Annotated in this window: 24 protein-coding genes; 11 read left to right on the top strand and 13 right to left on the bottom strand. The window is 44.3% G+C overall.

Annotated elements, in window-relative coordinates:
• Positions 1 to 23 precede the first annotated feature (23 nt).
• Positions 24 to 716 (bottom strand): response regulator transcription factor, encoded by a 693-nt coding sequence (locus BMZ22_RS14835; RefSeq protein WP_090087019.1) that lies wholly within the window; start codon positions 714 to 716, stop codon positions 24 to 26.
• Positions 717 to 982: 266 nt separating this feature from the next.
• On the opposite strand from BMZ22_RS14835, the gene BMZ22_RS14830 reads away from it, so the two are divergent.
• The 3 genes from BMZ22_RS14830 (at position 983) to BMZ22_RS14820 (ending at position 4,215) form a co-directional block, all read left to right on the top strand.
• Complete coding sequence (locus BMZ22_RS14830) at positions 983 to 1,609, top strand: VOC family protein (protein WP_177183462.1); 627 nt, start codon at positions 983 to 985, stop codon at positions 1,607 to 1,609.
• A gap of 175 nt (positions 1,610 to 1,784) precedes the next feature.
• On the top strand, positions 1,785 to 2,153 hold the full coding sequence (locus BMZ22_RS14825; protein ID WP_090087015.1) for an ArsR/SmtB family transcription factor: 369 nt from the start codon (positions 1,785 to 1,787) through the stop codon (positions 2,151 to 2,153).
• Entirely contained in the window at positions 2,122 to 4,215 is a 2,094-nt protein-coding gene (locus BMZ22_RS14820) for a heavy metal translocating P-type ATPase (RefSeq protein WP_090087013.1), read from the top strand. Before BMZ22_RS14825 ends, BMZ22_RS14820 begins: the two co-directional genes overlap by 32 nt.
• 469 nt (positions 4,216 to 4,684) lie before the next feature.
• On the opposite strand, the gene BMZ22_RS17485 is transcribed toward BMZ22_RS14820, so the two are convergent.
• From BMZ22_RS17485 to BMZ22_RS14805, 4 genes are all read right to left on the bottom strand, one after another.
• Positions 4,685 to 4,765, bottom strand: a complete 81-nt coding sequence (locus tag BMZ22_RS17485) for a putative holin-like toxin (protein ID WP_425434289.1) — start codon at positions 4,763 to 4,765, stop codon at positions 4,685 to 4,687.
• A gap of 156 nt (positions 4,766 to 4,921) precedes the next feature.
• Complete coding sequence (locus BMZ22_RS14815) at positions 4,922 to 5,518, bottom strand: class I SAM-dependent methyltransferase (RefSeq protein WP_090087011.1); 597 nt, start codon at positions 5,516 to 5,518, stop codon at positions 4,922 to 4,924.
• A gap of 79 nt (positions 5,519 to 5,597) precedes the next feature.
• Positions 5,598 to 5,918, bottom strand: coding sequence for a thioredoxin family protein (locus BMZ22_RS14810; RefSeq protein ID WP_090087009.1), 321 nt, complete (start codon positions 5,916 to 5,918; stop codon positions 5,598 to 5,600).
• Positions 5,919 to 5,998: 80 nt separating this feature from the next.
• Entirely contained in the window at positions 5,999 to 6,814 is an 816-nt protein-coding gene (locus BMZ22_RS14805; protein ID WP_090087007.1) for a DUF368 domain-containing protein, read from the bottom strand.
• 167 nt (positions 6,815 to 6,981) lie between these two features.
• On the opposite strand from BMZ22_RS14805, the gene BMZ22_RS14800 reads away from it, so the two are divergent.
• The 6 genes from BMZ22_RS14800 (at position 6,982) to BMZ22_RS14775 (ending at position 10,689) form a co-directional block, all read left to right on the top strand.
• Entirely contained in the window at positions 6,982 to 7,317 is a 336-nt protein-coding gene (locus BMZ22_RS14800) for a PadR family transcriptional regulator (RefSeq protein ID WP_090087005.1), read from the top strand.
• Positions 7,314 to 8,006, top strand: a complete 693-nt coding sequence (locus tag BMZ22_RS14795) for a DUF1129 family protein (protein WP_090087004.1) — start codon at positions 7,314 to 7,316, stop codon at positions 8,004 to 8,006. The genes BMZ22_RS14800 and BMZ22_RS14795 overlap by 4 nt, the downstream gene beginning before the upstream one ends.
• 82 nt (positions 8,007 to 8,088) lie before the next feature.
• Positions 8,089 to 8,247 (top strand): YfhE family protein, encoded by a 159-nt coding sequence (locus tag BMZ22_RS14790; protein WP_090087002.1) that lies wholly within the window; start codon positions 8,089 to 8,091, stop codon positions 8,245 to 8,247.
• 328 nt (positions 8,248 to 8,575) lie between these two features.
• On the top strand, positions 8,576 to 9,496 hold the full coding sequence (locus tag BMZ22_RS14785) for an ABC transporter ATP-binding protein (RefSeq protein ID WP_090087000.1): 921 nt from the start codon (positions 8,576 to 8,578) through the stop codon (positions 9,494 to 9,496).
• On the top strand, positions 9,489 to 10,439 hold the full coding sequence (locus BMZ22_RS14780) for an ABC transporter permease (RefSeq protein WP_090086998.1): 951 nt from the start codon (positions 9,489 to 9,491) through the stop codon (positions 10,437 to 10,439). Before BMZ22_RS14785 ends, BMZ22_RS14780 begins: the two co-directional genes overlap by 8 nt.
• A gap of 70 nt (positions 10,440 to 10,509) precedes the next feature.
• Positions 10,510 to 10,689 carry a hypothetical protein gene (locus BMZ22_RS14775; RefSeq protein ID WP_090086996.1) on the top strand — a complete coding sequence of 60 codons (180 nt, stop codon included), beginning with the start codon at positions 10,510 to 10,512 and terminating at the stop codon, positions 10,687 to 10,689.
• A gap of 12 nt (positions 10,690 to 10,701) precedes the next feature.
• Here BMZ22_RS14775 and arsC read toward each other — a convergent pair whose 3' ends face one another.
• From arsC to BMZ22_RS14725, 8 genes are all read right to left on the bottom strand, one after another.
• A complete protein-coding gene (gene arsC / locus BMZ22_RS14770; protein WP_090086994.1) occupies positions 10,702 to 11,130 on the bottom strand; it encodes an arsenate reductase (thioredoxin) in 429 nt (142 codons plus the stop codon).
• Between the two features lie 35 nt (positions 11,131 to 11,165).
• Positions 11,166 to 12,464, bottom strand: coding sequence for an arsenic transporter (locus BMZ22_RS14765; protein WP_090086992.1), 1,299 nt, complete (start codon positions 12,462 to 12,464; stop codon positions 11,166 to 11,168).
• A gap of 195 nt (positions 12,465 to 12,659) precedes the next feature.
• Entirely contained in the window at positions 12,660 to 12,839 is a 180-nt protein-coding gene (locus BMZ22_RS14760) for a YkvA family protein (protein WP_090086990.1), read from the bottom strand.
• Positions 12,840 to 13,511: 672 nt separating this feature from the next.
• Entirely contained in the window at positions 13,512 to 13,967 is a 456-nt protein-coding gene (locus BMZ22_RS14750; protein ID WP_090086986.1) for a hypothetical protein, read from the bottom strand.
• Positions 13,968 to 14,058: 91 nt separating this feature from the next.
• A complete protein-coding gene (locus BMZ22_RS14745; protein WP_245745466.1) occupies positions 14,059 to 15,180 on the bottom strand; it encodes a PQQ-dependent sugar dehydrogenase in 1,122 nt (373 codons plus the stop codon).
• 151 nt (positions 15,181 to 15,331) lie between these two features.
• Positions 15,332 to 17,161, bottom strand: a complete 1,830-nt coding sequence (gene typA, locus BMZ22_RS14740; protein ID WP_090086982.1) for a translational GTPase TypA — start codon at positions 17,159 to 17,161, stop codon at positions 15,332 to 15,334.
• Between the two features lie 354 nt (positions 17,162 to 17,515).
• Complete coding sequence (locus BMZ22_RS14730; RefSeq protein ID WP_090086978.1) at positions 17,516 to 18,835, bottom strand: sensor histidine kinase; 1,320 nt, start codon at positions 18,833 to 18,835, stop codon at positions 17,516 to 17,518.
• The gene (locus BMZ22_RS14725) at positions 18,832 to 19,524 is read right to left on the bottom strand and encodes a response regulator transcription factor (RefSeq protein ID WP_090086976.1); all 693 of its coding nucleotides are present in this window, start codon (positions 19,522 to 19,524) and stop codon (positions 18,832 to 18,834) included. Before BMZ22_RS14725 ends, BMZ22_RS14730 begins: the two co-directional genes overlap by 4 nt.
• Before the next feature lie 169 nt (positions 19,525 to 19,693).
• Here BMZ22_RS14725 and BMZ22_RS14720 point away from each other — a divergent pair, with 169 nt between their 5' ends.
• Both BMZ22_RS14720 and BMZ22_RS14715 read left to right on the top strand, forming a co-directional pair.
• Entirely contained in the window at positions 19,694 to 21,028 is a 1,335-nt protein-coding gene (locus tag BMZ22_RS14720) for a S1C family serine protease (RefSeq protein WP_090086974.1), read from the top strand.
• A 139-nt stretch (positions 21,029 to 21,167) separates the two neighbouring features.
• The gene (locus BMZ22_RS14715) at positions 21,168 to 21,965 is read left to right on the top strand and encodes a zinc ribbon domain-containing protein (RefSeq protein ID WP_090086972.1); all 798 of its coding nucleotides are present in this window, start codon (positions 21,168 to 21,170) and stop codon (positions 21,963 to 21,965) included.
• Positions 21,966 to 21,991: the final 26 nt, after the last annotated feature.

Below are 21,991 nucleotides of genomic sequence, written 5' to 3'. Positions count from 1 at the left end.
CCTGATTTTAACCGATAATTTCATCAACTATGTTCCTTTATTGTATAACCGACGCCACGGACGGTTGAAACATAAGGCTCTTTGAATGGTTTATCTATTTTTTGGCGTAAATAACGAATATAGACATCTACAACATTCGTGTCACCGAAATAATCAAACCCCCACACATGCTCAATCAGCTGATCACGTGTGAGCACAACATTTTTATTTTGCAGCAGATAAACAAGCAGGTCGAATTCCCTTGGTGTTAGCTCAATCGGCTGCTTTTCCCGTCGGACTTCGCGTGCTTCAACATCAACGATCAGATCACCAACTTTAAGTTCCTCATGTTGCGGAGCAGCCGCTTTTTTAGGCCGTCGCAGCTGTGCTCTGACCCGCGCAAGCAGTTCCTCGATTTGAAACGGCTTTGTAATATAATCATTAGCCCCTTGGTCGAGACCGTTCACTTTATCATAAACCTCGTCACGAGCTGTAAGGAGAATAATAGGTGTGGATTCATCAAATCGCCGTACACGCCGGAGCACCTCCATCCCGCTCAATTCCGGAAGCATAATATCCAACAGCACAAGATCCCACGCTTCATCCGTTATAAGGGTTAAGGCTGTGTTCCCATCTGCTGCAACGGTTGTGTTGTAATCTTCATACGCCAGCTCAAGCTGCAGCACCCTGCTCAGTTTTTGTTCATCTTCCACAATCAGTATGTTGGGTTTTTCCATTTAAGACTCCACTCGCTTCCTTTAGCTCTTGTAGTTACTATATCAAATATTGACCGAAAAGTGGATGGCTTGGACCGTTTAGCCCGTCTGTTTTGTGAACGTCGGGGATTTTCGTGTGAACTTCGGGGAGTTCATCATGAACTTCGGGTAATTCGCTGTGAACTTCGGAGATTCCCTCGTGAACTTCGGGATAATCAGCCACAAACAAGCGCAAATACTTTCCTTAAGAAGCATTTTAAAATAAGATGAAACCAGGAGGGGATCATATGCTTGCACTTGATCATATCGTCATTGCTGCCAACGATCCGGAAAAAGCGGCTGATCGTTTTGGAGAAAAACATAATATTACCGTAATTGAAGGCGGTCAGCACACCAACTGGGGAACGTACAACTATCTTGCTTATTTCACCAATGACTGCTATATCGAATGGATTGGCATTTTTGATGAAACAACTGCAGCCCGCTCAAAAAATCCATTAATCCATCTGCTTTTCAGAGAGCTTGCGGAGGGTAATGAAGGGCCTATTCAAGTCGCGCTGCGGACTGATCAAATGGATGATTATGTACTAAATCTGCAGGAACGCGATCTCCCATTTGCAGGCCCTATACCCGGAAGTCGCGAACGCCCGGACGGAAGCCTGCTGGAATGGCGGATGCTTTTCCCTGAAGGTGATCGGAAGGTCTTGCCTTTTCTGATCGAATGGGGTGAGGTTAAAAATACGCCGCAGGACCCCAAGCTGATCAACAACAAGGCGATAAACTCAATTTCAATTCCTGGAGCAGCGTCTGGAAAGTTCACCTCCATTTATCAGCTGAATACGGAAAATCAGATAGTCCAGCTGGAGAATACGGCATTAAAGGGCTCTGATGACCTTAATTTTTCAATTGGATAGGCAGAAACACGGCTAAACACATGCAAAAAAAGACACAGCGCGTGTCATCACTTAAACCAACTCCATCCGATGCCGGCATTCACCCCCAAAAGTGAATGCCGGTTTTTTTTATTGACATTCAAACAGCCATTTGAATATAATACAATCAAATATTAATTTGAATGAGGTGTGAAGGATGGCGCAGGATGTTTGCGATGTCACCTGTATTAATGAAGACAAAGTAAACCATGTCAAACAGGAGCTGAATAACCAGCCGATTGACAAGGTTATCGGACTATATAAACTTCTGGCAGATCGTAACAGACTTCAAATTGCACTGGCGCTGTTAGTGGAAAAGGAACTATGTGTCTGTGATCTTGCCAATGTTATTGGGGCAACGACTGCCACCACTTCCCATCACTTGCGTAAACTCCACAAGGCAGGGATTGCCACCTTCCGCAAAGAAGGTAAACTCGCCTATTACGCATTATCAGATGACCATATGAAACAAGTGATTTCACAGAGCTTCCTTCATGGAAAGGAGGAAAGCGCTCATGTCGGCTGAACCTCATCAAACATACCGGCTGAATGGTATATCATGTGCCAATTGTGCACAAACATTTGAAAATAATGTAAAAGATATTAATGGCGTAGAAGATGCAAACGTTCATTTTGCCACGTCAAAAATTGAAGTTGTCGGAGAAGCTTCCATTGCCGACATTGAAAAAGCAGGATCGTTCGAAAATATTAAAGTTATCAGAGAAAACACCGAACCTGAAAAAGAACCATTTTGGGTGAGACATGACACGATTTTGCTCGCCGCTCTGCTTCTCGTATTTGGTATTGTGGCGAATATCGTGTTTGGCAGTTCACATTACCTGCCAAACGTGCTCTACGGGCTGTCAGCGCTCATCGGCGGTTTGAGCCTGTTTAAGGCGGGGCTTATCAATCTGACGAAATTTCGCTTTGATATGAAAACATTGATGACAATTGCCGTGTTGGGGGCGGCCATAACCGGGGAGTGGCGCGAAGCTGCTGTTGTCGTTATTTTATTTGCGATCAGTGAAGCGCTTGAGTCCTATTCGATGGATAAAGCACGTTCGTCGATTCACTCCTTGATGAAACTTTCACCGAATAAAGCACGCATCAGGCGAAACGGCAGCGAACAAACGTTAGCAGTTGAAGATATAATCGTTGGCGACACCATGCTCGTCAAGCCGGGTGAACGGATCGCAATGGACGGCACGATTATCACCGGGTTTTCTTCTATTAATCAGGCATCGATCACCGGTGAGTCTATCCCTGCAGAAAAAACGGATGGTGATGACGTTTTTGCAGGCACAATCAACCAAGACGGTTTCCTCGAAATCGAAGTAACAAAAAAAGCTGAAGATACGACCATCGCAAAAATTATCCATATGGTCGAAGAGGCACAAGAAGAGCGAGCGCCGGCGCAGGCGTTCATTGACCGGTTTGCCGCCTATTACACCCCGGCCATTATGGTTATTGCGGCATTGGTTGCTGTCATCCCGCCACTAATCGGCGGTTCGTGGGGAACATGGGTCTATCAGGGGCTTGCCGTTCTCGTTGTCGGCTGCCCGTGCGCACTGGTCGTATCAACACCGGTAGCTATCGTTACAGCAATTGGTAATGCCGCCCGCAACGGGGTTCTGATAAAAGGTGGCATTCACCTCGAACAAATCGGTGCCATCAATAAAATGGCGTTTGATAAAACAGGCACATTGACGAAAGGAACACCACAAGTTACAGACGTCCACTTTTTCACCGATCAACGTGACAGAGCACTCAGTTGCCTGAAGGGGCTTGAAGCTAATTCGAATCATCCGTTGGCAAAAGCAATCATGACTTATATGAATGATACGCATCAAACGATTCCAAAAGCAGATGTTCAATCTTTCCATACCGTTCACGGGAAAGGCATTCAAGGTGAGATTAATGGCGAGACCGTTTACGCCGGGTCGCCTGATTTCTTTAAAAACGTGCCTGCCGATCAGATCAAGGACTATCAGAAAGCCGGCAAAACCGTTATGGTATGCGGGACAGACGACGAACTGCTGATGGCTGTTGCCCTGCGCGACGAACCGCGGACCGAAAGTAAATCAGTCATTCAGAAATTGCACGCTCTTGGAATCAAACAGACGTATATGCTGACAGGGGATCATCAACAGACGGCCGAGGCATTAAAGAATGACTTGAAGCTGACCGATGTTAAAGCAAATCTTTTGCCCGAAGATAAACTAAGCTTCATTAAGACACAAGAAAACGGAAAGATCGCCATGATTGGAGATGGCATTAATGATACACCGGCACTCGCAGCATCCGACGTCGGCATCGCCATGGGCTCAGCTGGAACCGACAGCGCCCTGGGAACAGCTGATGTTGCCCTGATGGGAGATGACTTGGATAAATTACCCTACACCGTTAAATTGAGCCGCAAAGCACTGGGCATCATTAAACAAAATATCGGCTTTGCAATCGGTATAAAAATCCTTGCTCTCCTGCTCGTTATCCCCGGCTGGCTGACATTATGGATTGCCATCTTTGCCGATATGGGAGCAACACTGCTCGTGACATTAAATGCATTAAGACTCATGAAAATAAAGTGAAACTTCATTCAGCGGGACGCTTTTCCCGCTGAATGTTAGTTGAACAGAATCGGGCATTTAAGGCCAGTTAGCCGCCGTTCTTTGGCGGGTTACCGGCCTTTAGATGCGGGGAAGAGTGAAACTTCATTCAGCGGGACGCTTTTCCCGCTGAATGTTAGTTGAACAGAATCGGGCATTTAAGGCCAGTTAGCCGCCGTTCTTTGGCGGGTTACTGGCCATTAGATGGGGGGTGAAATGGAAGCATGCGCTCCAAAACGCAGCCACACACTCTCTATATTGTGTCTTATATATGTTTGTGTACAAAAGGGGCTTTTGTGGTATACTAAACATAGAAAAGGGGCAATCCCCATATAATAAGAAAAACCGCCGATAAACACCGGCGGTCAACAATAGACCGAACCCCATCAAAGGGGGCGGCTCTTGGAAGGTGTGTGAACCTCCCACCTCGAGCGACCAACTCAGGGGAGGTTTACTTCTTGCTTGGATAAGCAAGAATCGCAACCATTGTTCCAAATGAAATCATTAAAGACAACACCTGAAAAGTGGTCATAAGGCATCACCCCCTTTCTACCGGGGACGAGCCGCCCTCCCATGAGAAGTCGGTCTATTGTTTCTTTATTTTATCACACTTCCCTTGCTGTTTGCTTTCAGTTCACCAGTTATCATTCTCAACATATAAGCTGATCATCCGCAACGGGTGATCAGCTTATTTTGTGCCAAGCGCACATACCGTATCATTCGGTTTTGTCGGTTTCAGGAAAAATTCCACATCATTAAATCCGGCGTGGGTCAGCAATGCTGACAACTGTCCTCCGATCAGCTCGCTCGTTTCATCAGAAGCGCCTTTTTCGTGCGGCCTGATCGTTAAAGCAATTTTTCCGCCAATGTTCATCTGACTGCGAATGTTTTCAAGTGTCCCGACCGGGGCCTCCCAAAACGTGACATTGTTGATAACAAGCACCTTATCAATTTTTTGCGGCAAATGCGGCATGTTTTCCGCTTTCCCTTCAATTAAACGGATTTGCCCATTGATCAAACGTTTGTTTAATTGCCTTAGTGCCTGATAAACCATCACACCAGACGGGTCCATTCCTGTTATTGTCAGGTTCTCTCCCTGCTCCAGCACATATTTCATCGCTTTGCCGGAACCAAAGCCAATTTCGAGGATGTGCTCGTCATCCTGGATACCCAAAAAATCAATTGTCCATTTGTTAATCGCCTTATTTTCTTTGGACATAAACCAACCGGCCAAATACCCTGTTTTGCCATGCGGCTCTGCGAACTGTGAAAAAAATGTTCCCATGTACATCGACTCCTTATGGGAACGTTATTCCCCATAAAACAAAAAATAATCACCCTTAAAACAAGGGTGATTAACTATTCTACGCCAGTTGCTGATGAAGAAATTTGGTCACCGATTCCGGCGTTTTTGTATCAGCACTATGCTGGTGTGCAAGCTTCTCGCCATCTTTGAAAAGCAAAATACTCGGGATACCCATGACTTCATATCGCTGCGCAATGCCTTCCACTTCATCACTGTTAATCTCATACCAGTCATAGTTGTTGAACTCCTCCATGACATCCCCGATGAACATATCCATGCGTTTGCAGTCCGGGCACCAATCAGCGAAAAATTTCACAATCACAGGTGCATCCGATTGAATAATCTCATTGAATTGCTGTTCAGTTTCAATATGCTTCATTATCAAAAACCCCCCCTCATAACGTTTCTATTTACATTGTATCTATTTTAACCCGGTGTGTCTTTTACTTTGTTTACGCTTTACGCCTTATATTCAACTTTTCCAAGCAGATAAGCTCCAGCCAGTCCTGCTGCGAACGTCACAATACTAACTAACACGCGTGAGACCTCCGCCGGCCAGCCCGGAAACACGACAAAAACAGATCCGATTACCATGCCGATAACTACAGCAAACGTCCCGGTATAATAATGATTTAAAAAGAAATTAACAAGCTTGCTCATGAAAACAATGCCAAGGATAATTCCGGCAGCGGTAACAGCAATGATATCAAGCTGCAGATTGCTGATGGCACCTATAATCGTTGTATACACGCCCAGGATCAAAAGCATTAATGAACCGCTGATTCCGGGCAGGACCAACGCGCTGCTGGCAATAAACCCGGAAAAAAACAACAAAATATAAGTCGACGAGGTCATGTTTTCAATTACAGGTCCCTCACTGGCCTGCAGAAATGCCATCGAACCAACAATAACGGCACCTATTAAAAGCAATATAATATGTTTAGTCTTGAATTTATTCGTTGCATCAGCTTTATGGAACAAATACGGCAAGACACCCAAAATCAGCCCCAAAAAGAAAAATTTTGTCGGTCCCGGATAATTTTTAAACAGCCAATCGATCACATTACTTAACAAAAAAATTGCTGTAATGATTCCAATGCCAAGCGGAATCAAAAAGCCTAATTGTTTTTTCCACTCCTTACTTACAAACCCGTTGATGGCAGCAATAAGCCGCTCATAAATCCCGAGCAGAACGGCGATCGTTCCCCCGCTTACGCCAGGCACAACATCACTCGCCCCCATCAAAATGCCACGGTAAATATTTTTCCATTCCATTATTAATTAGCTCCTTTTTTCCAGCGCTCTTATAAAATCATAAGAACATCATATCAAATTATGCTTGTAAATCACATTGAAATTTTATATACTGCAATTAAGCTATTTTGTTATACAAGATAGCTTGATTATTATATAGTATCTTGCATAACAAGGCAGGTTGGATTATGAAATTACGAAGCCAGTTATTAAAGGGGATTCTCGAAGGCTGCATTTTATCTATCATTAGTCAGCAGCCCACATACGGCTATGAACTTTCCGTGAAATTGCAGGGATTCGGATTGGATGATGTGAGTGAAGGGTCCATCTACCCTATTTTATTGCGGCTGCAAAAAGAAAAACTGATAAAGGGTGAAATGAAAAAATCTGAATCGGGGCCGAAACGCAAATATTATTATTTAACCGATGACGGGCTCGAATCATTGAGGCTATTTATCCATCACTGGACAACCATTAAACAGCCAGTGGACAATATTATTGAAAAAGGAGGCCACCGGTTATGAACACAAAAGACCTTATCCAGCTCAACAATGAAAAACGAGAGCAGTTAACCAAAGAAAATAAACAATACTATGGTGATATGCTCGTCTATATCCGGACGAACTTTACAAAATCAGAACGTTATATCGAAGAAGTGCTGATGGAGTTACTCGACCATTTATTGCAGGCCCAGGCAAACGGCAGAACGGCCAAAGACGTTTTTGGGGATGACCCAAAAGCATACTGCAACGATATCGTCGGGGAAATTCCATCGGAGAAAAAGGCCAATCGTCTTTCGTTTATTTTTTACCTCGTCATGAACCTCGGTGGTCTTGTCAGTTTAACTGCCGGAACCGTTGGACTTGTTTTATTTTTCATTTTCGGTCTCGGAGAAGGAACGATAGCCTTTCCGCTGGGGTCTGGAATTCTGGTTATCCTTATCGACCTTATACTTTTATTGTTATTTGTCATGGCTATTTTAAAATGGGTCAAAAACTCAACTTTTAAAGAAAAACAACCCAGGAAATGGGTTGAATTCTTACTGCTATGGGCTTCGACTGCATTGTTCATCGGCCTTTCACTGCTCGTCCCACGGTTCATGCCCGATATCGGTCATGTCATACAAATTTCGTTTCCAGTTTTTATACTTACTGGAGCTGTGATGTATATCTCTTCGGTTGTAATGAACAAAAAAATGCAGCTCGTAAAGTGATGAGTCCTTTCTTTATCAATGTTTAATTTGATTCATACAGGGAAAAGTTTATTAAAACTTTTCAAAAGAAAGGAAATCCAATATGCGAAAAGCACAATATCAGCCAGCACAAGATCAGCAACTGACGGATGCTCAAGAAGTACATTTCGCAAAAGAATTTAAAAAAGCCGACATTGCCGGCGGATATCGCAGACCCAATGTCAGAGAAGCAAAACGCGAAAACCCCGACTTAAAAAGGTAAAGTGAAACTTCAATCAGTGGTGCGCTTTTTCCCACTGATTAAGATGAACAAAGGCTAAAACCGCAACGTCCGTTGCAACGCCTTTGTGACCTGCGTCCTGCAGGCCCGAACAGAATCGGGCATTTAGGGCCAGTTAGCCGCCTTTCTTCGGCGGATTACTGGCCGTTAAATGCGGGATAAAATATAGTTTTACCCTGTCCATAACGGTTGGACAGGGTATTTTTGTGTATTGCACTTCTTTCCAGTTTATGTAACGATGGAAATCATTTGAAACTTACCCGCATTCTTTTCGTAGTTAACTATAGTTACATATATTGGGGGACTATTTATGTCAGAAACAGCCATGGAATTAATCAATGTCAAAAAGACACTAGGAAACAAAGCGATTATTAAAGGGGTCTCATTCGAAATTCATAAGGGAGAAGTGTTCGGGTTTATTGGACCCAACGGCGCCGGCAAAACGACAACCATCCGCATGATGGTAGGGTTAATGGGGCTCTCAGGCGGCGATGTCCGCATTCAAGGCGCAAGTATTAAAACAGACTATAAAGAAGCTATCAGAGAAGTTGGGGCGATTGTTGAAAACCCTGAAATGTACCCATTCTTAACGGGGAAACAGAATTTAAAGCATTACGCCCGTATGATGCCTAACGTTCCGCATAGTCGAATTGAAGAAGTTATTAAGCTTGTCGGACTGGAACAAGCCATTAATGAAAAAGCCGGCAAGTATTCGCTGGGAATGCGGCAGCGGCTCGGTATAGCCCAGGCTCTCCTGCAGAAGCCTTCCGTGCTCATTCTGGATGAGCCCACCAACGGATTGGATCCCGCCGGCATCAAAGAAATCCGGCAATACATACGAAAGCTGGCACAAGAAGAAAATGTTGCTGTCATCATCTCGAGTCATTTGCTGTCTGAAATCGAGCAAATGTGTGATCGGATTGGTCTGATTAAAAATGGCGAAGTGATCGCAATTCAGGATGTTAATGCAGCAGCAGATGAGACTGAAACCGCAGAAGTTCAAATGGAAGTAACGCCACTGAGCACGGCCTGTGAGGTACTTCGAAACGATTACAATCTTGATGCAGATGCTTCTAACGCCACGCTGACAATTCGTACGGAACGTGAAATGATTCCCGATATTGTTGAGACATTTGTCAGGCACGAGATAAAGATTTACCAGATAAGCATGACGACCTCTACGCTTGAAGATAAATTCTTTGATTTGATTGGGGAGAATACGATTGAGTAACTTTTTTCAGCTGCTCATTAACGAGCAGATTAAATTGTACATACGCAAATCAACATGGATCATGTATATTCTCATAGCCGTTCTTGTCCTTGGTCTGGCTTTTTTATCTGATTATACTGTTGAACAAGCCGCGAAATATCAGGATGACAATTGGCAAGAGACACTCGAACAGGAAAATGCCGACCTGCAGCAGCAAATGGAAGAGGACGATATGATGCAAGGCTTTAATAACACGCAGATTGAGAAAAATAATTTCTATCTTGAAAATGATGTCCAGCCGCGCAGTTACGATGCCTGGCAGTTTGTCATGGGAAACGAATTTTTACTATCGCTGGTAAGTCTTTTTACCATCATAGTTGCTGCAGGGATTATCGCGAATGAGTTTAAGTGGGGAACGATCAAGCTATTGTTGATTCGCCCGATTACACGAACTAAAATTTTAGCTGCGAAATACGTATCCGTTTTATTATTTGCGTTGTTCACACTCTTATTTGTCTTGATTTTCTCATGGCTTTCCGGTGCACTATTTTTCGGTGTCAACGGAATGGATCCGTACATTGTCCTAAATGAAAGTGATGGGTTTGCCCACGTTTCCATCATTGGAGAAATCATCGAAGGTTATGGCTTACAGCTTGTGACACTTGTAATGATGGCAACGTTTGCCTTCATGATTTCTGCGATATTCCGGCAAAGCTCGCTGGCTATTGGTGTCGCTATTTTCCTGATGCTTTCGGGAAATGCGATTGTCTCATTTTTTTCCGAGTACAGCTGGGCCAAGTATATTTTGTTTGCCAACACTAATATGAACCAATATATAAACGGTTCACCTATGTTTGAAGGCATGAGCTTAGGGTTTTCATTAACTGTGTTGGCTGTATACTATGTTGTTTTCCTTAGCCTGGCATGGCTCTTTTTCACAAAACGGGACGTCGCAGGACACTAATTTTTCAACAGCATATAATTGAAACATATATTATAATAGGGTTAGATTGAATATACCGAGGTGTGAAATCATGAAACGTTATTTAACGGCCATTTTCATAGGCATTAGCGCTGTTGTGCTGATTATTGGCCTTGGTGTGGATCTTTATTGGAGCGGCATTGCTGCATGGGGAATAACGGTTATTTGCCTTATTTTCGCCGTATACTTCACAAAATATATTCCAAATGATGAAAATGACGAGAAACATTAACCGGGGAGCCGATCAGCGCCCCCGGTTTTGTTTTTGAAATTGAATAATGCGTGCTTCAATTTCATCACGTACGCGTTCGAAAGCTTGCCAGCGTTCGGCTTCTGTCCCTTCAGCTTTGGCAGGATCATCAAATCCCCAGTGCTCTTTCTTCACATGCGGCGGTGTCATCGGACAGTTTTCCCGTGCATCGCCGCAAAGTGTCACGACCATCTTAGCGTTATTCAAAAGATCAGAATCAATCGTGCTTGATTCCTGTTCAGAAATGTCCATCCCGGCATCTTCCATGGCTCTCACAGCCAGCGGGTTCAAACCGTGGGCTTCGATTCCGGCGCTCCTGACATCCCATTTATCACCGAGATATTTTTTCCCAAATCCTTCCGCCATCTGACTCCGGCACGAATTTCCCGTACAAAGAAAATAGAGGGTCGGTTTTTCAGCCATAATATTCCTCCTTAATGGTTTGTATTCCGAGAGGTTCACAGCAACAGCAACGTCAGATACAGCCCGAACAAGGTGATAAACAGTGTCGGGACAGTAAGCACAATGCCGACTTTAAAATAATAGCCCCATGAGATGTTAACACCTTTCGTCTTTAACACATGAAGCCACAACAGTGTTGCCAGCGAGCCAATCGGGGTGATTTTCGGACCAAGGTCGCTTCCGATAACGTTGGCGTAAATTAACCCCTCTTTTAAAACCCCGGTAGCGCTTGTATCAGCAATCGCCAGTGCATCAATCATGACAGTCGGCATATTATTCATAATCGATGATAAAATCGCCGCGATGAATCCCATCGACATCGTTGCTGCAAACAAGCCCTGATCAACGGCCGCATCAAGAACACCTGCCAGCAGATCTGTCAAGCCGACATTCCGCAAGCCATAGACAACGACATACATGCCCAGCGAAAAAAACACGATATCCCATGGCGCGCCTTTTATAACTTTACCGGTTGCTACTGCACTGCTTTGCCGCCCGAGAAGCAGAAAGATAATCGCAATTGTTCCGGCCACAAATGACACTGGGATTCCGAAAAACTCGCTTGTAAAATAGCCGGCTAAAAGAATGCCCAAAGCCAGCCACGACAAGCGAAACATTTTTTCATCCTTAATGGCGTCCCGTGGTGTCTTTAAGTCACTGACCTCATAGCTTCCCGGTATATCTTTCCTGAAAAATAAATACAATACCAGAATGCTGGCAAGAAGCGAGAATATATTCGGTATGATCATGCGCGTTGCATATTCCAAAAACCCGATCCCAAAGAAATCGGCTGAGACAATATTAACCAGGTTACTGACAACGAATGGAAGTGAGGTTGTATCCGCAATAAACCCGCTCGCCATAATGAATGGCAGTATGAAGGCATCCCGAAAATTCAACGCCCGGACCATCGCCAGTACAATCGGCGTCAGAATCAGCGCTGCCCCGTCGTTGGCAAACAACGCCGCAACAATCGCACCCAAAACCGAAATATAAATAAACATTTTAACGCCGTTGCCGCCTGCAAGCCGCGCCATATGTAAGGCAGCCCATTCAAAGAATCCGATTTCGTCGAGCACCAGAGAAATGATAATAATCGCAACAAACGCCAACGTCGCATTCCACACAATATCGGCAACAGCCATCACATCATCAAATGTGACAACACCGACAAGCAAGGCTATCAGCGCAGCAAAACACGCTGTATACCCTATCCCGAGATTTTTAGGCTGCCAAATTATAAGTACAAGTGTCGCAAGAAAAATAATGATTGCTAAGATTGTTTGTATGTCCATGCGTGTTCCCCCTAAGACGGATTAACATTGGTTTAATTGTTTAGCTTTATTCATTTCCTGGTATAATGGTTCTTGAACCGGGAGAGATTCCACGATTTGTTACCAATGTATAAAACGGTGCCTCACGGTTCAGAGGATAATAAATCCACTGACCGCAATGGTCTTCTGTTATAACTATTTGACGGAAAGATGCAATCATCTAAAATCATGTTTTTCTTTCAATGACGCCGGGGCAGCTTTTACCATTTGTTGAAGCAGAAAAGCAGCGACCGTAATATCATCCACGAAACCGAAAAAATAGAAGAAATCAGCTATAAATGGAATGGATTTATGAAATGTGAATAAAAACTTAAACCGTTTAATCAGTTTCTTCATCAGCAACACCCGATTCTTTAAGTCTCTTTTCGTAAAGTTTGTAGCTCTTTAACTGTCGCAGTTCCCATAAACTGCGAACTAGTTAGTGCTCCGTGCACCGCTTCGGAAATACAATTGAATGCTTAAAGCCGCCCCGGCAATATACTTCGCTTTCCATGGGCACGGCCTCGGGCCAACACGATGTTGGTCACAAAGGCGTTGGCTATTGACGCGGCGTTCTTAGCCTTTGAACCTTTCTTGCGGGGTCTTCGGACACGTGCGCATCCCTTGGAGTCTACGCATATTGCCTGCGCTGGGGATACTGCTGCTTCTGTGGTGCTATGCGATCCAACCATAGCGCAGGAAATACACGGAGACTCCAGCGGGAGCATAGGCATAGGTGAGACAACGAAGTGCCTTGGCACGAGTTGGCTCACCAGCCGCCCGCGGAAAGCGGAGTGTATTTCCGAAGCGGTGGTATAGCACTAACTGAAATTAGAATGAGAATTTTCACTACTTCGCAGTTTACATCAAATACGGAGCAGATAACAACCGTCTATGCGGAAGCAGCTTCCTTTAAAAAGAATAACATATAATTAACGACCGACGCTGAAAAAACCACCCTTTCTGCCGAAACAAAATATGCGTTAGTTCAGCCGCTATTCAGCCGAACTAACGCATTCACTCTTACTCTTATGTTGTAAGTTCACTTTTAGCTTCTTTGGCTTTATTCCCAGCTGATTTTAGCTCTTCCTTCGTTTCATTTACCGTGTGCAGCGCCTTTTCGGAGTCCTGCTTAATCTCCTTTGCGGATTGAACAGCCATTTCAGAGTCCTGCTTAACATTGCTTACTTCTTCTTTAAGCTCATCATTTGTTCTATCATAGATTTGCTGCACGCTGTTTGCTGCTTCTTTCAAAACACTGGCCGCATTTTTTGCTTTCGCCATTACTTCATCTTTGGTCTCCCGAGGGTTTTCTTTTATAGTGCTGGTAGTCTCAGCGATAGTCCCTTTGGCACTTCTTAAATTACGTCCCATTTTGCGGCGCGTATTTTTGTTTAGTAACGTAGCTGCTCCACCTGCTGCAGCGCCAATCACTGCACCTTTCAGAAACAGACTCTTTCCCTGTTTTTCCTGAGCTTCTTGCATCAAGGATCCTCTCCTTCGCGATTTAATCATTTAAAATTCATATTCTCTATACTCGTTTTGTACCACCCGCGCTTTTAAATTAAACGTTTCCCTATTTCAATAAACGGTTTGGCATAAACAACATTCTATCATCGTTTACACCAGGAGCGCCCCGGCCATCCGTGTTGTTAGTTAGAAAGTAAATTCCTTCTTCGGTCGAATAGACATCACGCACACGCCCCTCATCCGAAACAATGCGCTCTTCTGTTTCATTTTCCGGGTCAAAGCGATACAGACCTTCCCCGGCCAGTCCGCCAAAATAGAAAAAGCCTTCATGATACACCATGCCGGATGGTGCCCACGTATTGTTTCCGGAATGAATGAGCGGTTCTGTCATATCTGCTTCCGTTTCATCGCCCCGGATGACCGGCCAGCCGTAATTATTACCGGCTGCAATCTGATTTATTTCATCCTTTGCATTTGAACCATGCTCAGTCGCGTATAACTCGCCATCACCGTTCCAGGCAAGCCCTTGCGAATTACGATGACCATAAGAATAGACATACGAGCCCTCAAATGGATTATCGTCAGGAATCGTACCATCCAGATTCATACGCAGTATTTTTCCTGCTAAACTGTCAAGGTCTTGAGCCGAATCTTCCATAGTGGCATCACCCGTCGTTACATAAAGCTTTCCATCAGGTCCCACTTCAATCCGTCCGCCCTGGTGGACTTGTCCGCCCGGGATTTCATCAAGAAGGACTGATGTTTCTTCCCATTGATCCCCGGACTCTTCAATTGTTGCCACCCGTTGATAATAAGCTTCGTTTTCTTGATATGAATAATAAGCGATGGCTTCACGCGTCTCAGCAAAACCATCTGGCAGGAGGACACCCAATAGTCCTGCTTCAGGCTGATTTGAAAGATCTTTTGAAAATTGCACCGGTTTACGGGTCTGTTCCGCATTATCGATTGTCACGATGCTCCCTGTCCGTTCACTTACATAAAATTTGCCATCAGCGTGCTCGATTTCCCAGGGCTCCTCTAGATTTTCAGCAATTGTTTTTTTCTCCGTATCCTCATCTGCCGTTTTTGTTTCAGTGTCATCTGCTTCCTCTGCCTGTTCACTGTCTGATGGTGCCTGTCCTTCATCTGACTGTTCCGGACTGTCATCCTGGGAGCAGGCAGTCATCAGTATGACCAGGCTTGTGGTAAACGTTAGAAGATAGCGCATCATCATCACTCCCGTTGGTTATCTTATCACCATTTTAACATCTCAGATGAGGACAGCACCCAATTTATCTCCTGCTGCAGGCTCGTTGGGCTTGTTAATAAAATATGTAAAAACCGGCAAAAGCATTACCTGCCATTGCCGGTTTAATCCGTTAACCTAATTTTGCTTTTTTAGCTGCTTTTTCACGTTCATTTTGGTTCAACAATTTCTTCCGCAAGCGAACTTTTTCCGGTGTCACTTCACAATACTCGCCATCATTGAGATACTGAAGCGCTTCTTCAAGTGACATGTCACGCGTTTTTCTGATTGTCGCTGTCTGGTCTTTTGTTGATGAACGGACGTTTGTCAGATGTTTTTCTTTTGTGATATTAACCGTTAAATCGTTCTCCCGGTTATGCTCACCGACAATCATGCCGGCATAAACTTCGGTGCCCGGCTCAACAAAAATCACACCGCGGTCTTCAAGCTGCATGATACCATAAGTGGATGCTTTGCCATTTTCCATGGCTACAAGCACACCTTCGCGACGTCCGCCGACTTGTCCTTTGACGAGCGGTTCATACGTATCAAACGTATGATTCAGGATGCCGTAACCGCGTGTCAATGACATAAATTCAGTTGCATAGCCAATCATACCGCGTGATGGTACTTTAAATTCGATACGAACCTGGCCATTTCCTTGATTGACCATATCAATCATTTCACCTTTGCGTTCGCCAAGCGATTCCATCACAGGTCCTGTATAATCTTCGGGCACATCTACCTGCACATGTTCCACCGGTTCATATTTGACACCGTCAATTTCTTTAATAATGACCTGTGGTTTTGACAATTGCAATTCAAAACCTTCGCGGCGCATATTTTCAATTAAAATGGACAAATGCAGCTCACCGCGTCCTGAAACCGTCCACGCATCAGGTGAATCGGTCGGCTCAACATGAAGACTGACATCTGTTTCAAGTTGTTTCATTAAACGTTCCTCAATTTGTCTGGACGTGATATAGGTACCTTCACGCCCGGCAAAAGGGCTGTTATTCGTCAAGAATGTCATCTGCAGTGTCGGCTCATCAATACGAAGCCATGGCAAGCCCTCAGGATGATCCTGCGGGCAGATTGTCTCCCCGACATTGATGTCATCCAGTCCTGCGATTGCTACAATGTCGCCTGCCTGTGCTTCTTGAATTTCGACCCGCTTCAGACCGGTAAACCCGAACAATTTACTGATACGGAACGATTTCTGCGATCCGTCTTTTTTCATGACGACAACCTGCTTTCCGACACTGATTTCCCCTCGAACAACGCGGCCGACACCAATGCGCCCCAGATAATCATTGTAGTCCAGCAGCGTAATCTGAAATTGCAATGGGTCGTCTGTTGTATCAGGCGGTGCCGGGATATGGTTTAAAATCGTTGTGAATACCGGATCCATCGTTTCCGACTGTTCCTCCGGCTCTTCACCGGAAGTACCATTCAATGCTGATGCAAAGAGAACCGAAAATTCCAGTTGTTCATCATCTGCACCAAGTTCAATGAACAAATCCAGCACTTCATCAATCACTTCATTCGGACGGGCATTTGGCCGGTCAATTTTATTTAATACAACAATCGGTGTCAGCTTCTGATCGAGTGCTTTTTTCAAAACGAACCGTGTCTGTGGCATACAGCCTTCATAAGCGTCTACCACAAGCAGGACACCATCAACCATTTTCATAATACGTTCAACTTCCCCGCCGAAGTCCGCATGACCCGGTGTGTCGAGTATATTGATCGTTGCTCCATCATGTTTTATTGCTGTATTCTTGGATAAAATCGTAATTCCACGTTCACGCTCAATATCGTTTGTGTCCATAGCACGATCATCCACTTGTTCATGTTCGCGAAATGTTCCCGAGTATTTCAGCATCTGATCGACAAGTGTCGTCTTACCATGGTCAACATGGGCGATAATAGCAATATTACGAATGTCTTCTCTTAATTGCATAAAAAGTACGCTCCTCTATCATTTAAGAATGACTCAAAACTATCCAATTGTATCACAAAGCTAAATTTCGTGCAACGAAGGCTTTTCCCAGACTTTTATGTGTTTTGTTATGGTGTATGAGTCCCCCGGGTGCGCGACACGCCCGGCAAACGTCTTTAGTCACGTGGGGACGAACCAATATCGCGTGATGTGCGGCGGATTCCGCGTGGTCCACTTCACATTTAGCGTGAAGCTCACCGGATTTCGGTTGGTCCTCTCCGGATTTCGATTGGTCCCGCTCCCCTTTCGCGTGGTCTGCCAAAACAGCGCTGTTTCCACCATATGAAACATCATGTTCCGGGAAAAGTGGATATGCTATTCGTGAAACGTGATAATAAACTTTGCGCCACCAAGCTCTGAGTCTTGCACTGTAATTTTGCCGCCGGACTGCTCAACAATTGCCCGTGCAATTGCAAGCCCAAGACCGGTCTCTCCAGTTTTACCTTTAACAAACCGATGAAAAATATGCGGGATAAGCTCCTGTGGTACCCCTTCCCCGTCATCTTCAATTGTAATCATATTCTCCCCGGCTTTAATCGCCACTTGCGAACGGGCATGCCTGATCGCATTAAAGGTGATATTCGACAGCGCACGCAGCAATTTTTCCTGATCAGCGTAAAAGATGCTATGCTTATCCGCCGAATGATGCAATTCGATTCCTTTGTCACTCACTAACGGCAAAGCCCGGTCCAACACCTGTTCAATCAGTTCAGCTCCATTAATTTGTTCAGGCTGGTACGTCGTCTGCTCACTGTCGAGTTTTGCCAGTAAAATCATTTCATTGATGATGGTCTTCAAACGGCTGACTTCCGTTACCATCATTTCCAGCCCTTTTTCCCGGTCATCATTGTCAAAAACACCATCACGGATCCCTTCTGCATAGCCCTGAATTGTCATAAGCGGCGTTTTCAATTCGTGACTCGCATTCTGGAAAAACGCCTGTTGGGATTTCATATACCTTTCAAGCTCAGTTGCCATATCATATAATCCCTGTTCAACTTCTTTAATTTCACCTGTTGCTTTCACGCGTTCAATTTCATTAAATTTTCGTTTCTCAATTATTTTCAGCTGATGTTTCAACTTTGTCAGTGGGGTTACTAATTTATTCGTCAACAAATAGCTGAGCAAAATTGCCGCTATCCCCCCGATAATAAAAACAAGAATCATCCGCTGAAAGAAATCCTGCTGGACCGAATGCAGATCGGTCATTGGCGTCAACAACACCAATTCAAGCCCCGTTCGCTCCGGATAAATTAGTATCCTTGAGGTTACAAATTTACGATTACCAGCTTCCCATAATTCTTCCTGTTCATTGGCAAAATAATTGTTAGCTGAAAAATTCCGGACAAACTGCTGGGGCATCGTTGACAACATAACCTGGTCCTGACTGCGGTCATAAAGAAACAACTGCAGATCCTGTTCCTGCAAAAAAGTGCTGAACTCCTCCATGTTATCAACCGATCCATCTTGCTGGTTCAACACCTGGACGAGCAGCTCTCCTTTTTGCTGTAATTCGGTCCGCTCATTATCGATCAGCATGCCAAGGATTAATGAATAAACGACATAGCCTGTGACAGTGAGGATGACCAGCAGCAGAGCGGTAAAAGCCAGATTTAGCTGGGACTGAAGTTTCATGAAGATTCCTCTTCACTGCGCAGGCGGTAACCATAACCCCATACCGTCTCCAAGGGGAGATCGCTCATTTTTTTCCGGATACGTTTAACAAGGTCATCTACAGCGCGATCGCTGCCGAAATAATCTTCGCCCCAAATTTTTATCAGCAGCTCTTCACGGGAAAAAGCTCTGTTTACATTTTTAGACAACAGTAAAAGCAGATCAAATTCTTTCGTTGTTACATCCAGCTCCTCTCCATGCCAAAAAATCCTGCGTTCGGTCTCATGAATGAGTAATTGATCAACTTTAATATGTTCATTTGCCTCTTGACTGATTCCCGCAGGAGAACTGGCACGTTTGAATAAACGCTTGACTCTTGCTACAAGCTCTCGCGGGCTGAAAGGTTTTGTCAAATAATCATCGCCCCCCAGTTCAAGCCCGAGGATTTTATCAACTTCATCGTCTTTTGCGGAAATTATAATAATCGGGACATCACTTTCCTGACGAATTTTTTTGCAGAATTCATAACCGTCCATGCCGGGCAGCATGATATCCAGCACCCACATATCAGGCCGGCGTGTTTCCCAAAGTTTCCAGGCTTCTTCTGCAGATGCCATTACCGTAGCCTCATAACCTTCTTTTTTCAGGTAAGCTTCAACAATATTTTGGATATTCGTGTCATCTTCAACGACTCCGATATGATGTTTCACAAAGGACGCCTCCATCATTTATTTGTTATGATTATTATGAATAAGTACCGGGAATGTCAATAAAAGAATGCAATTTACACATTTTTGCCGTATTTTCACCAAATTCTTACCAAGTAACGGCAATATAATAAGAGTTGACTACATGATAACGTAAAGGGGTGAATTATTCATGGATTATAACAATCAGAACGATCATGAAAATAGAGACAATATGAATCAGGAATTTCCGGACAATCAGTCAGATCGTGAAACAACTTCTGCAGAAGAGGGCGGGATCGCACAGACAGCCAGACAAAACGCTCAAGCAAATCAGGATAAAAAAACAAACAACAGAAAACCCGGAAATTTGCTCAGTGGTTTAATCGGCGGTATTGTTTCAGCAGTCATAGTCGTGTTGTTATTTACGACAAATATTATACCAAATGATGGAACCAACTCTGGTTCTAATGGCAGTTCAAATGAAAATAATGACAACCAATCATCCAACACACCTGAAGTTACTGAAACGATTGCCTCAGACAATGCTGATACCGCTTCTAACATGGAAGAAGCCTCAAAAGCAGTCGTTGGGGTCACCCGCATACAACAGACAAACATATGGGAACAAGAAAGCTCGGAATCCGGCACAGGTTCAGGTATTATCTATAAAAAAGAAAATGGCGATGCTTATGTTGTAACCAACCAGCACGTTGTTGCCGATGCCCAGGAAGTTGAAGTAGCACTCAATAATGACGAGCGGATTGATGCTGAAGTGCTCGGTACAGATCAATTGAGTGACCTGGCTGTATTAAAAATTGACGGATCCAAAATCGATACCGTCGCAAGTCTTGGTTCTTCAAGTGATGTCGAGGTCGGCGAAACAGCGATTGCAATCGGTAATCCTCTCGGAATGGAATTTGCAAATACGTTGACCAGGGGCATCATCAGTGGCGTCGACCGTTCCGTTAATATGGATACAAATGGTGACGGACAGCCTGACTGGGTAACAGAAGTTCTCCAGACTGATGCAGCCATCAACCCCGGCAACAGCGGGGGTGCCCTTGTGAATTCCGAGGGAGAGGTCATTGGCATCAATTCGATGAAAATAGCCCAGACAGCTGTAGAAGGCATCGGCTTTGCGATTCCAATTGATACCGCAATGCCAATTATTGAGCAATTGGAAAAAGACGGCACCGTATCACGTCCATTTATTGGCATCAGTTCTGTATCAATAAGCCAAGTACCGCAGCAATACAGGGATCAAGTCCAAGTCCCTGAAAGTGTGGAAGGCGGTATGGTAATTGCCCAGACTGAAGAAGGATCACCTGCAGCTGAAGCCGACCTGCAGCAATTCGATGTCATAACCAAAATTAATGGCAATGAAGTAAAATCAATCGTTGATCTGCGTAAATATCTTTACAATGAAGCTGAAGCCGGCGAGACAGTTGAACTTGAAATATACCGCAATGGTGAAGCTCAAGCTGTTTCACTCGAACTCGCCGAACGTGAACAACCGTCTCAGTAAAGAAAGCAATTTGCTGATTAGAGGCCTGCAGTTTATATAAGCTGCAGGTTTTATTTTTAGGTTAGGATATTCAGGTGATGAAAAATACAACAAAAGCCTTTATACTTTTATTATAAGGTTTATAAGAGGATGTGATTGAATGGTATGCCCGTCATGCGGCAGGCAAACTTCTGAAGGAAAGTTTTGCACAAATTGCGGTGCGCAATTGGCTGTTGAAGAAAAGAATGAAGGTGTAACAGGCCAGCAGCATGAACAAACGCCTTCACAAAGCGATGATGCTGCTACTGCCAATTCCGGAAAAACAGCAAAAACGAGGGATTTACAGGAAAAAATAAAAACGGCAGGAGAGGATTTTGGTCACTTTTTCACAACACTGGTCAAAACGCCGAGTGAGGCCAAAAAAGCAAATCACACAGATACAATCTCCGGCCTTACAACAATTATCATAATGGCCTTGTTGCTTTCGGTCAGCTATTTTGTTGCGTTCAATAGTATCCCGGCTAATTTTTACGGAAGCATTTCACTTATTGATGGTTTAATTCTGCCATTTATATCATTTATATTGCTGCAGCTCTTGATCGCGTCGCTGACGTTTGCGGGGGCGAAATTGGCCGCCCAAGCTTTCTCATTTCCTGACATCATAGCCAAATATGGCGCTTATCTCATTCCGTTTCTTCTTTTATATGCAGCAGGACTTATTTTTTCAATCCTTGGGATACCGGTGCTCGCTGGTCTGTCGATTGTCATAAGTATACTCGGATTCCTTCTCTTTGTTCCGGCATTTATTCTTTTAGAGCAGCCTTCAGAAGGATTTGACATCATTTATGTTTTGCTCGGATTAAATATTATCATCGTTCTGGCGTTTGGATTCTTCAGTCAATCATTTGTAACGTCAATCGTCGGAAACATGATGGACACCATGTTCGGCGGATTTTAAAAGAGACTGAGAAAAAAGGTTTAAAA

Origin of the sequence: Lentibacillus persicus (genome assembly GCF_900112705.1) — a bacterium.
Lineage (GTDB): Bacteria > Bacillota > Bacilli > Bacillales > Amphibacillaceae > Lentibacillus > Lentibacillus persicus.
The sequence above is the reverse complement of the archived record's forward strand: the minus strand, read 5'-3'. Positions and strand labels throughout refer to the sequence as shown.

What these genes read in the sequence shown, in the direction of transcription:
- BMZ22_RS14835 (WP_090087019.1), bottom strand. Translation starts at nt 716, where the DNA reads ATGGAAAAACCCAACATACTGATTGTGGAAGATGAACAAAAACTGAGC.
- BMZ22_RS14830 (WP_177183462.1), top strand. Translation starts at nt 983, where the DNA reads ATGCTTGCACTTGATCATATCGTCATTGCTGCCAACGATCCGGAAAAA.
- BMZ22_RS14825 (WP_090087015.1), top strand. Translation starts at nt 1,785, where the DNA reads ATGGCGCAGGATGTTTGCGATGTCACCTGTATTAATGAAGACAAAGTA.
- BMZ22_RS14820 (WP_090087013.1), top strand. Translation starts at nt 2,122, where the DNA reads ATGGAAAGGAGGAAAGCGCTCATGTCGGCTGAACCTCATCAAACATAC.
- BMZ22_RS17485 (WP_425434289.1), bottom strand. Translation starts at nt 4,765, where the DNA reads ATGACCACTTTTCAGGTGTTGTCTTTAATGATTTCATTTGGAACAATG.
- BMZ22_RS14815 (WP_090087011.1), bottom strand. Translation starts at nt 5,518, where the DNA reads ATGGGAACATTTTTTTCACAGTTCGCAGAGCCGCATGGCAAAACAGGG.
- BMZ22_RS14810 (WP_090087009.1), bottom strand. Translation starts at nt 5,918, where the DNA reads ATGAAGCATATTGAAACTGAACAGCAATTCAATGAGATTATTCAATCG.
- BMZ22_RS14805 (WP_090087007.1), bottom strand. Translation starts at nt 6,814, where the DNA reads ATGGAATGGAAAAATATTTACCGTGGCATTTTGATGGGGGCGAGTGAT.
- BMZ22_RS14800 (WP_090087005.1), top strand. Translation starts at nt 6,982, where the DNA reads ATGAAATTACGAAGCCAGTTATTAAAGGGGATTCTCGAAGGCTGCATT.
- BMZ22_RS14795 (WP_090087004.1), top strand. Translation starts at nt 7,314, where the DNA reads ATGAACACAAAAGACCTTATCCAGCTCAACAATGAAAAACGAGAGCAG.
- BMZ22_RS14790 (WP_090087002.1), top strand. Translation starts at nt 8,089, where the DNA reads ATGCGAAAAGCACAATATCAGCCAGCACAAGATCAGCAACTGACGGAT.
- BMZ22_RS14785 (WP_090087000.1), top strand. Translation starts at nt 8,576, where the DNA reads ATGTCAGAAACAGCCATGGAATTAATCAATGTCAAAAAGACACTAGGA.
- BMZ22_RS14775 (WP_090086996.1), top strand. Translation starts at nt 10,510, where the DNA reads ATGAAACGTTATTTAACGGCCATTTTCATAGGCATTAGCGCTGTTGTG.
- arsC (WP_090086994.1), bottom strand. Translation starts at nt 11,130, where the DNA reads ATGGCTGAAAAACCGACCCTCTATTTTCTTTGTACGGGAAATTCGTGC.
- BMZ22_RS14765 (WP_090086992.1), bottom strand. Translation starts at nt 12,464, where the DNA reads ATGGACATACAAACAATCTTAGCAATCATTATTTTTCTTGCGACACTT.
- BMZ22_RS14760 (WP_090086990.1), bottom strand. Translation starts at nt 12,839, where the DNA reads ATGAAGAAACTGATTAAACGGTTTAAGTTTTTATTCACATTTCATAAA.
- BMZ22_RS14750 (WP_090086986.1), bottom strand. Translation starts at nt 13,967, where the DNA reads ATGCAAGAAGCTCAGGAAAAACAGGGAAAGAGTCTGTTTCTGAAAGGT.
- BMZ22_RS14745 (WP_245745466.1), bottom strand. Translation starts at nt 15,180, where the DNA reads ATGCGCTATCTTCTAACGTTTACCACAAGCCTGGTCATACTGATGACT.
- typA (WP_090086982.1), bottom strand. Translation starts at nt 17,161, where the DNA reads ATGCAATTAAGAGAAGACATTCGTAATATTGCTATTATCGCCCATGTT.
- BMZ22_RS14730 (WP_090086978.1), bottom strand. Translation starts at nt 18,835, where the DNA reads ATGAAACTTCAGTCCCAGCTAAATCTGGCTTTTACCGCTCTGCTGCTG.
- BMZ22_RS14720 (WP_090086974.1), top strand. Translation starts at nt 19,694, where the DNA reads ATGGATTATAACAATCAGAACGATCATGAAAATAGAGACAATATGAAT.
- BMZ22_RS14715 (WP_090086972.1), top strand. Translation starts at nt 21,168, where the DNA reads ATGGTATGCCCGTCATGCGGCAGGCAAACTTCTGAAGGAAAGTTTTGC.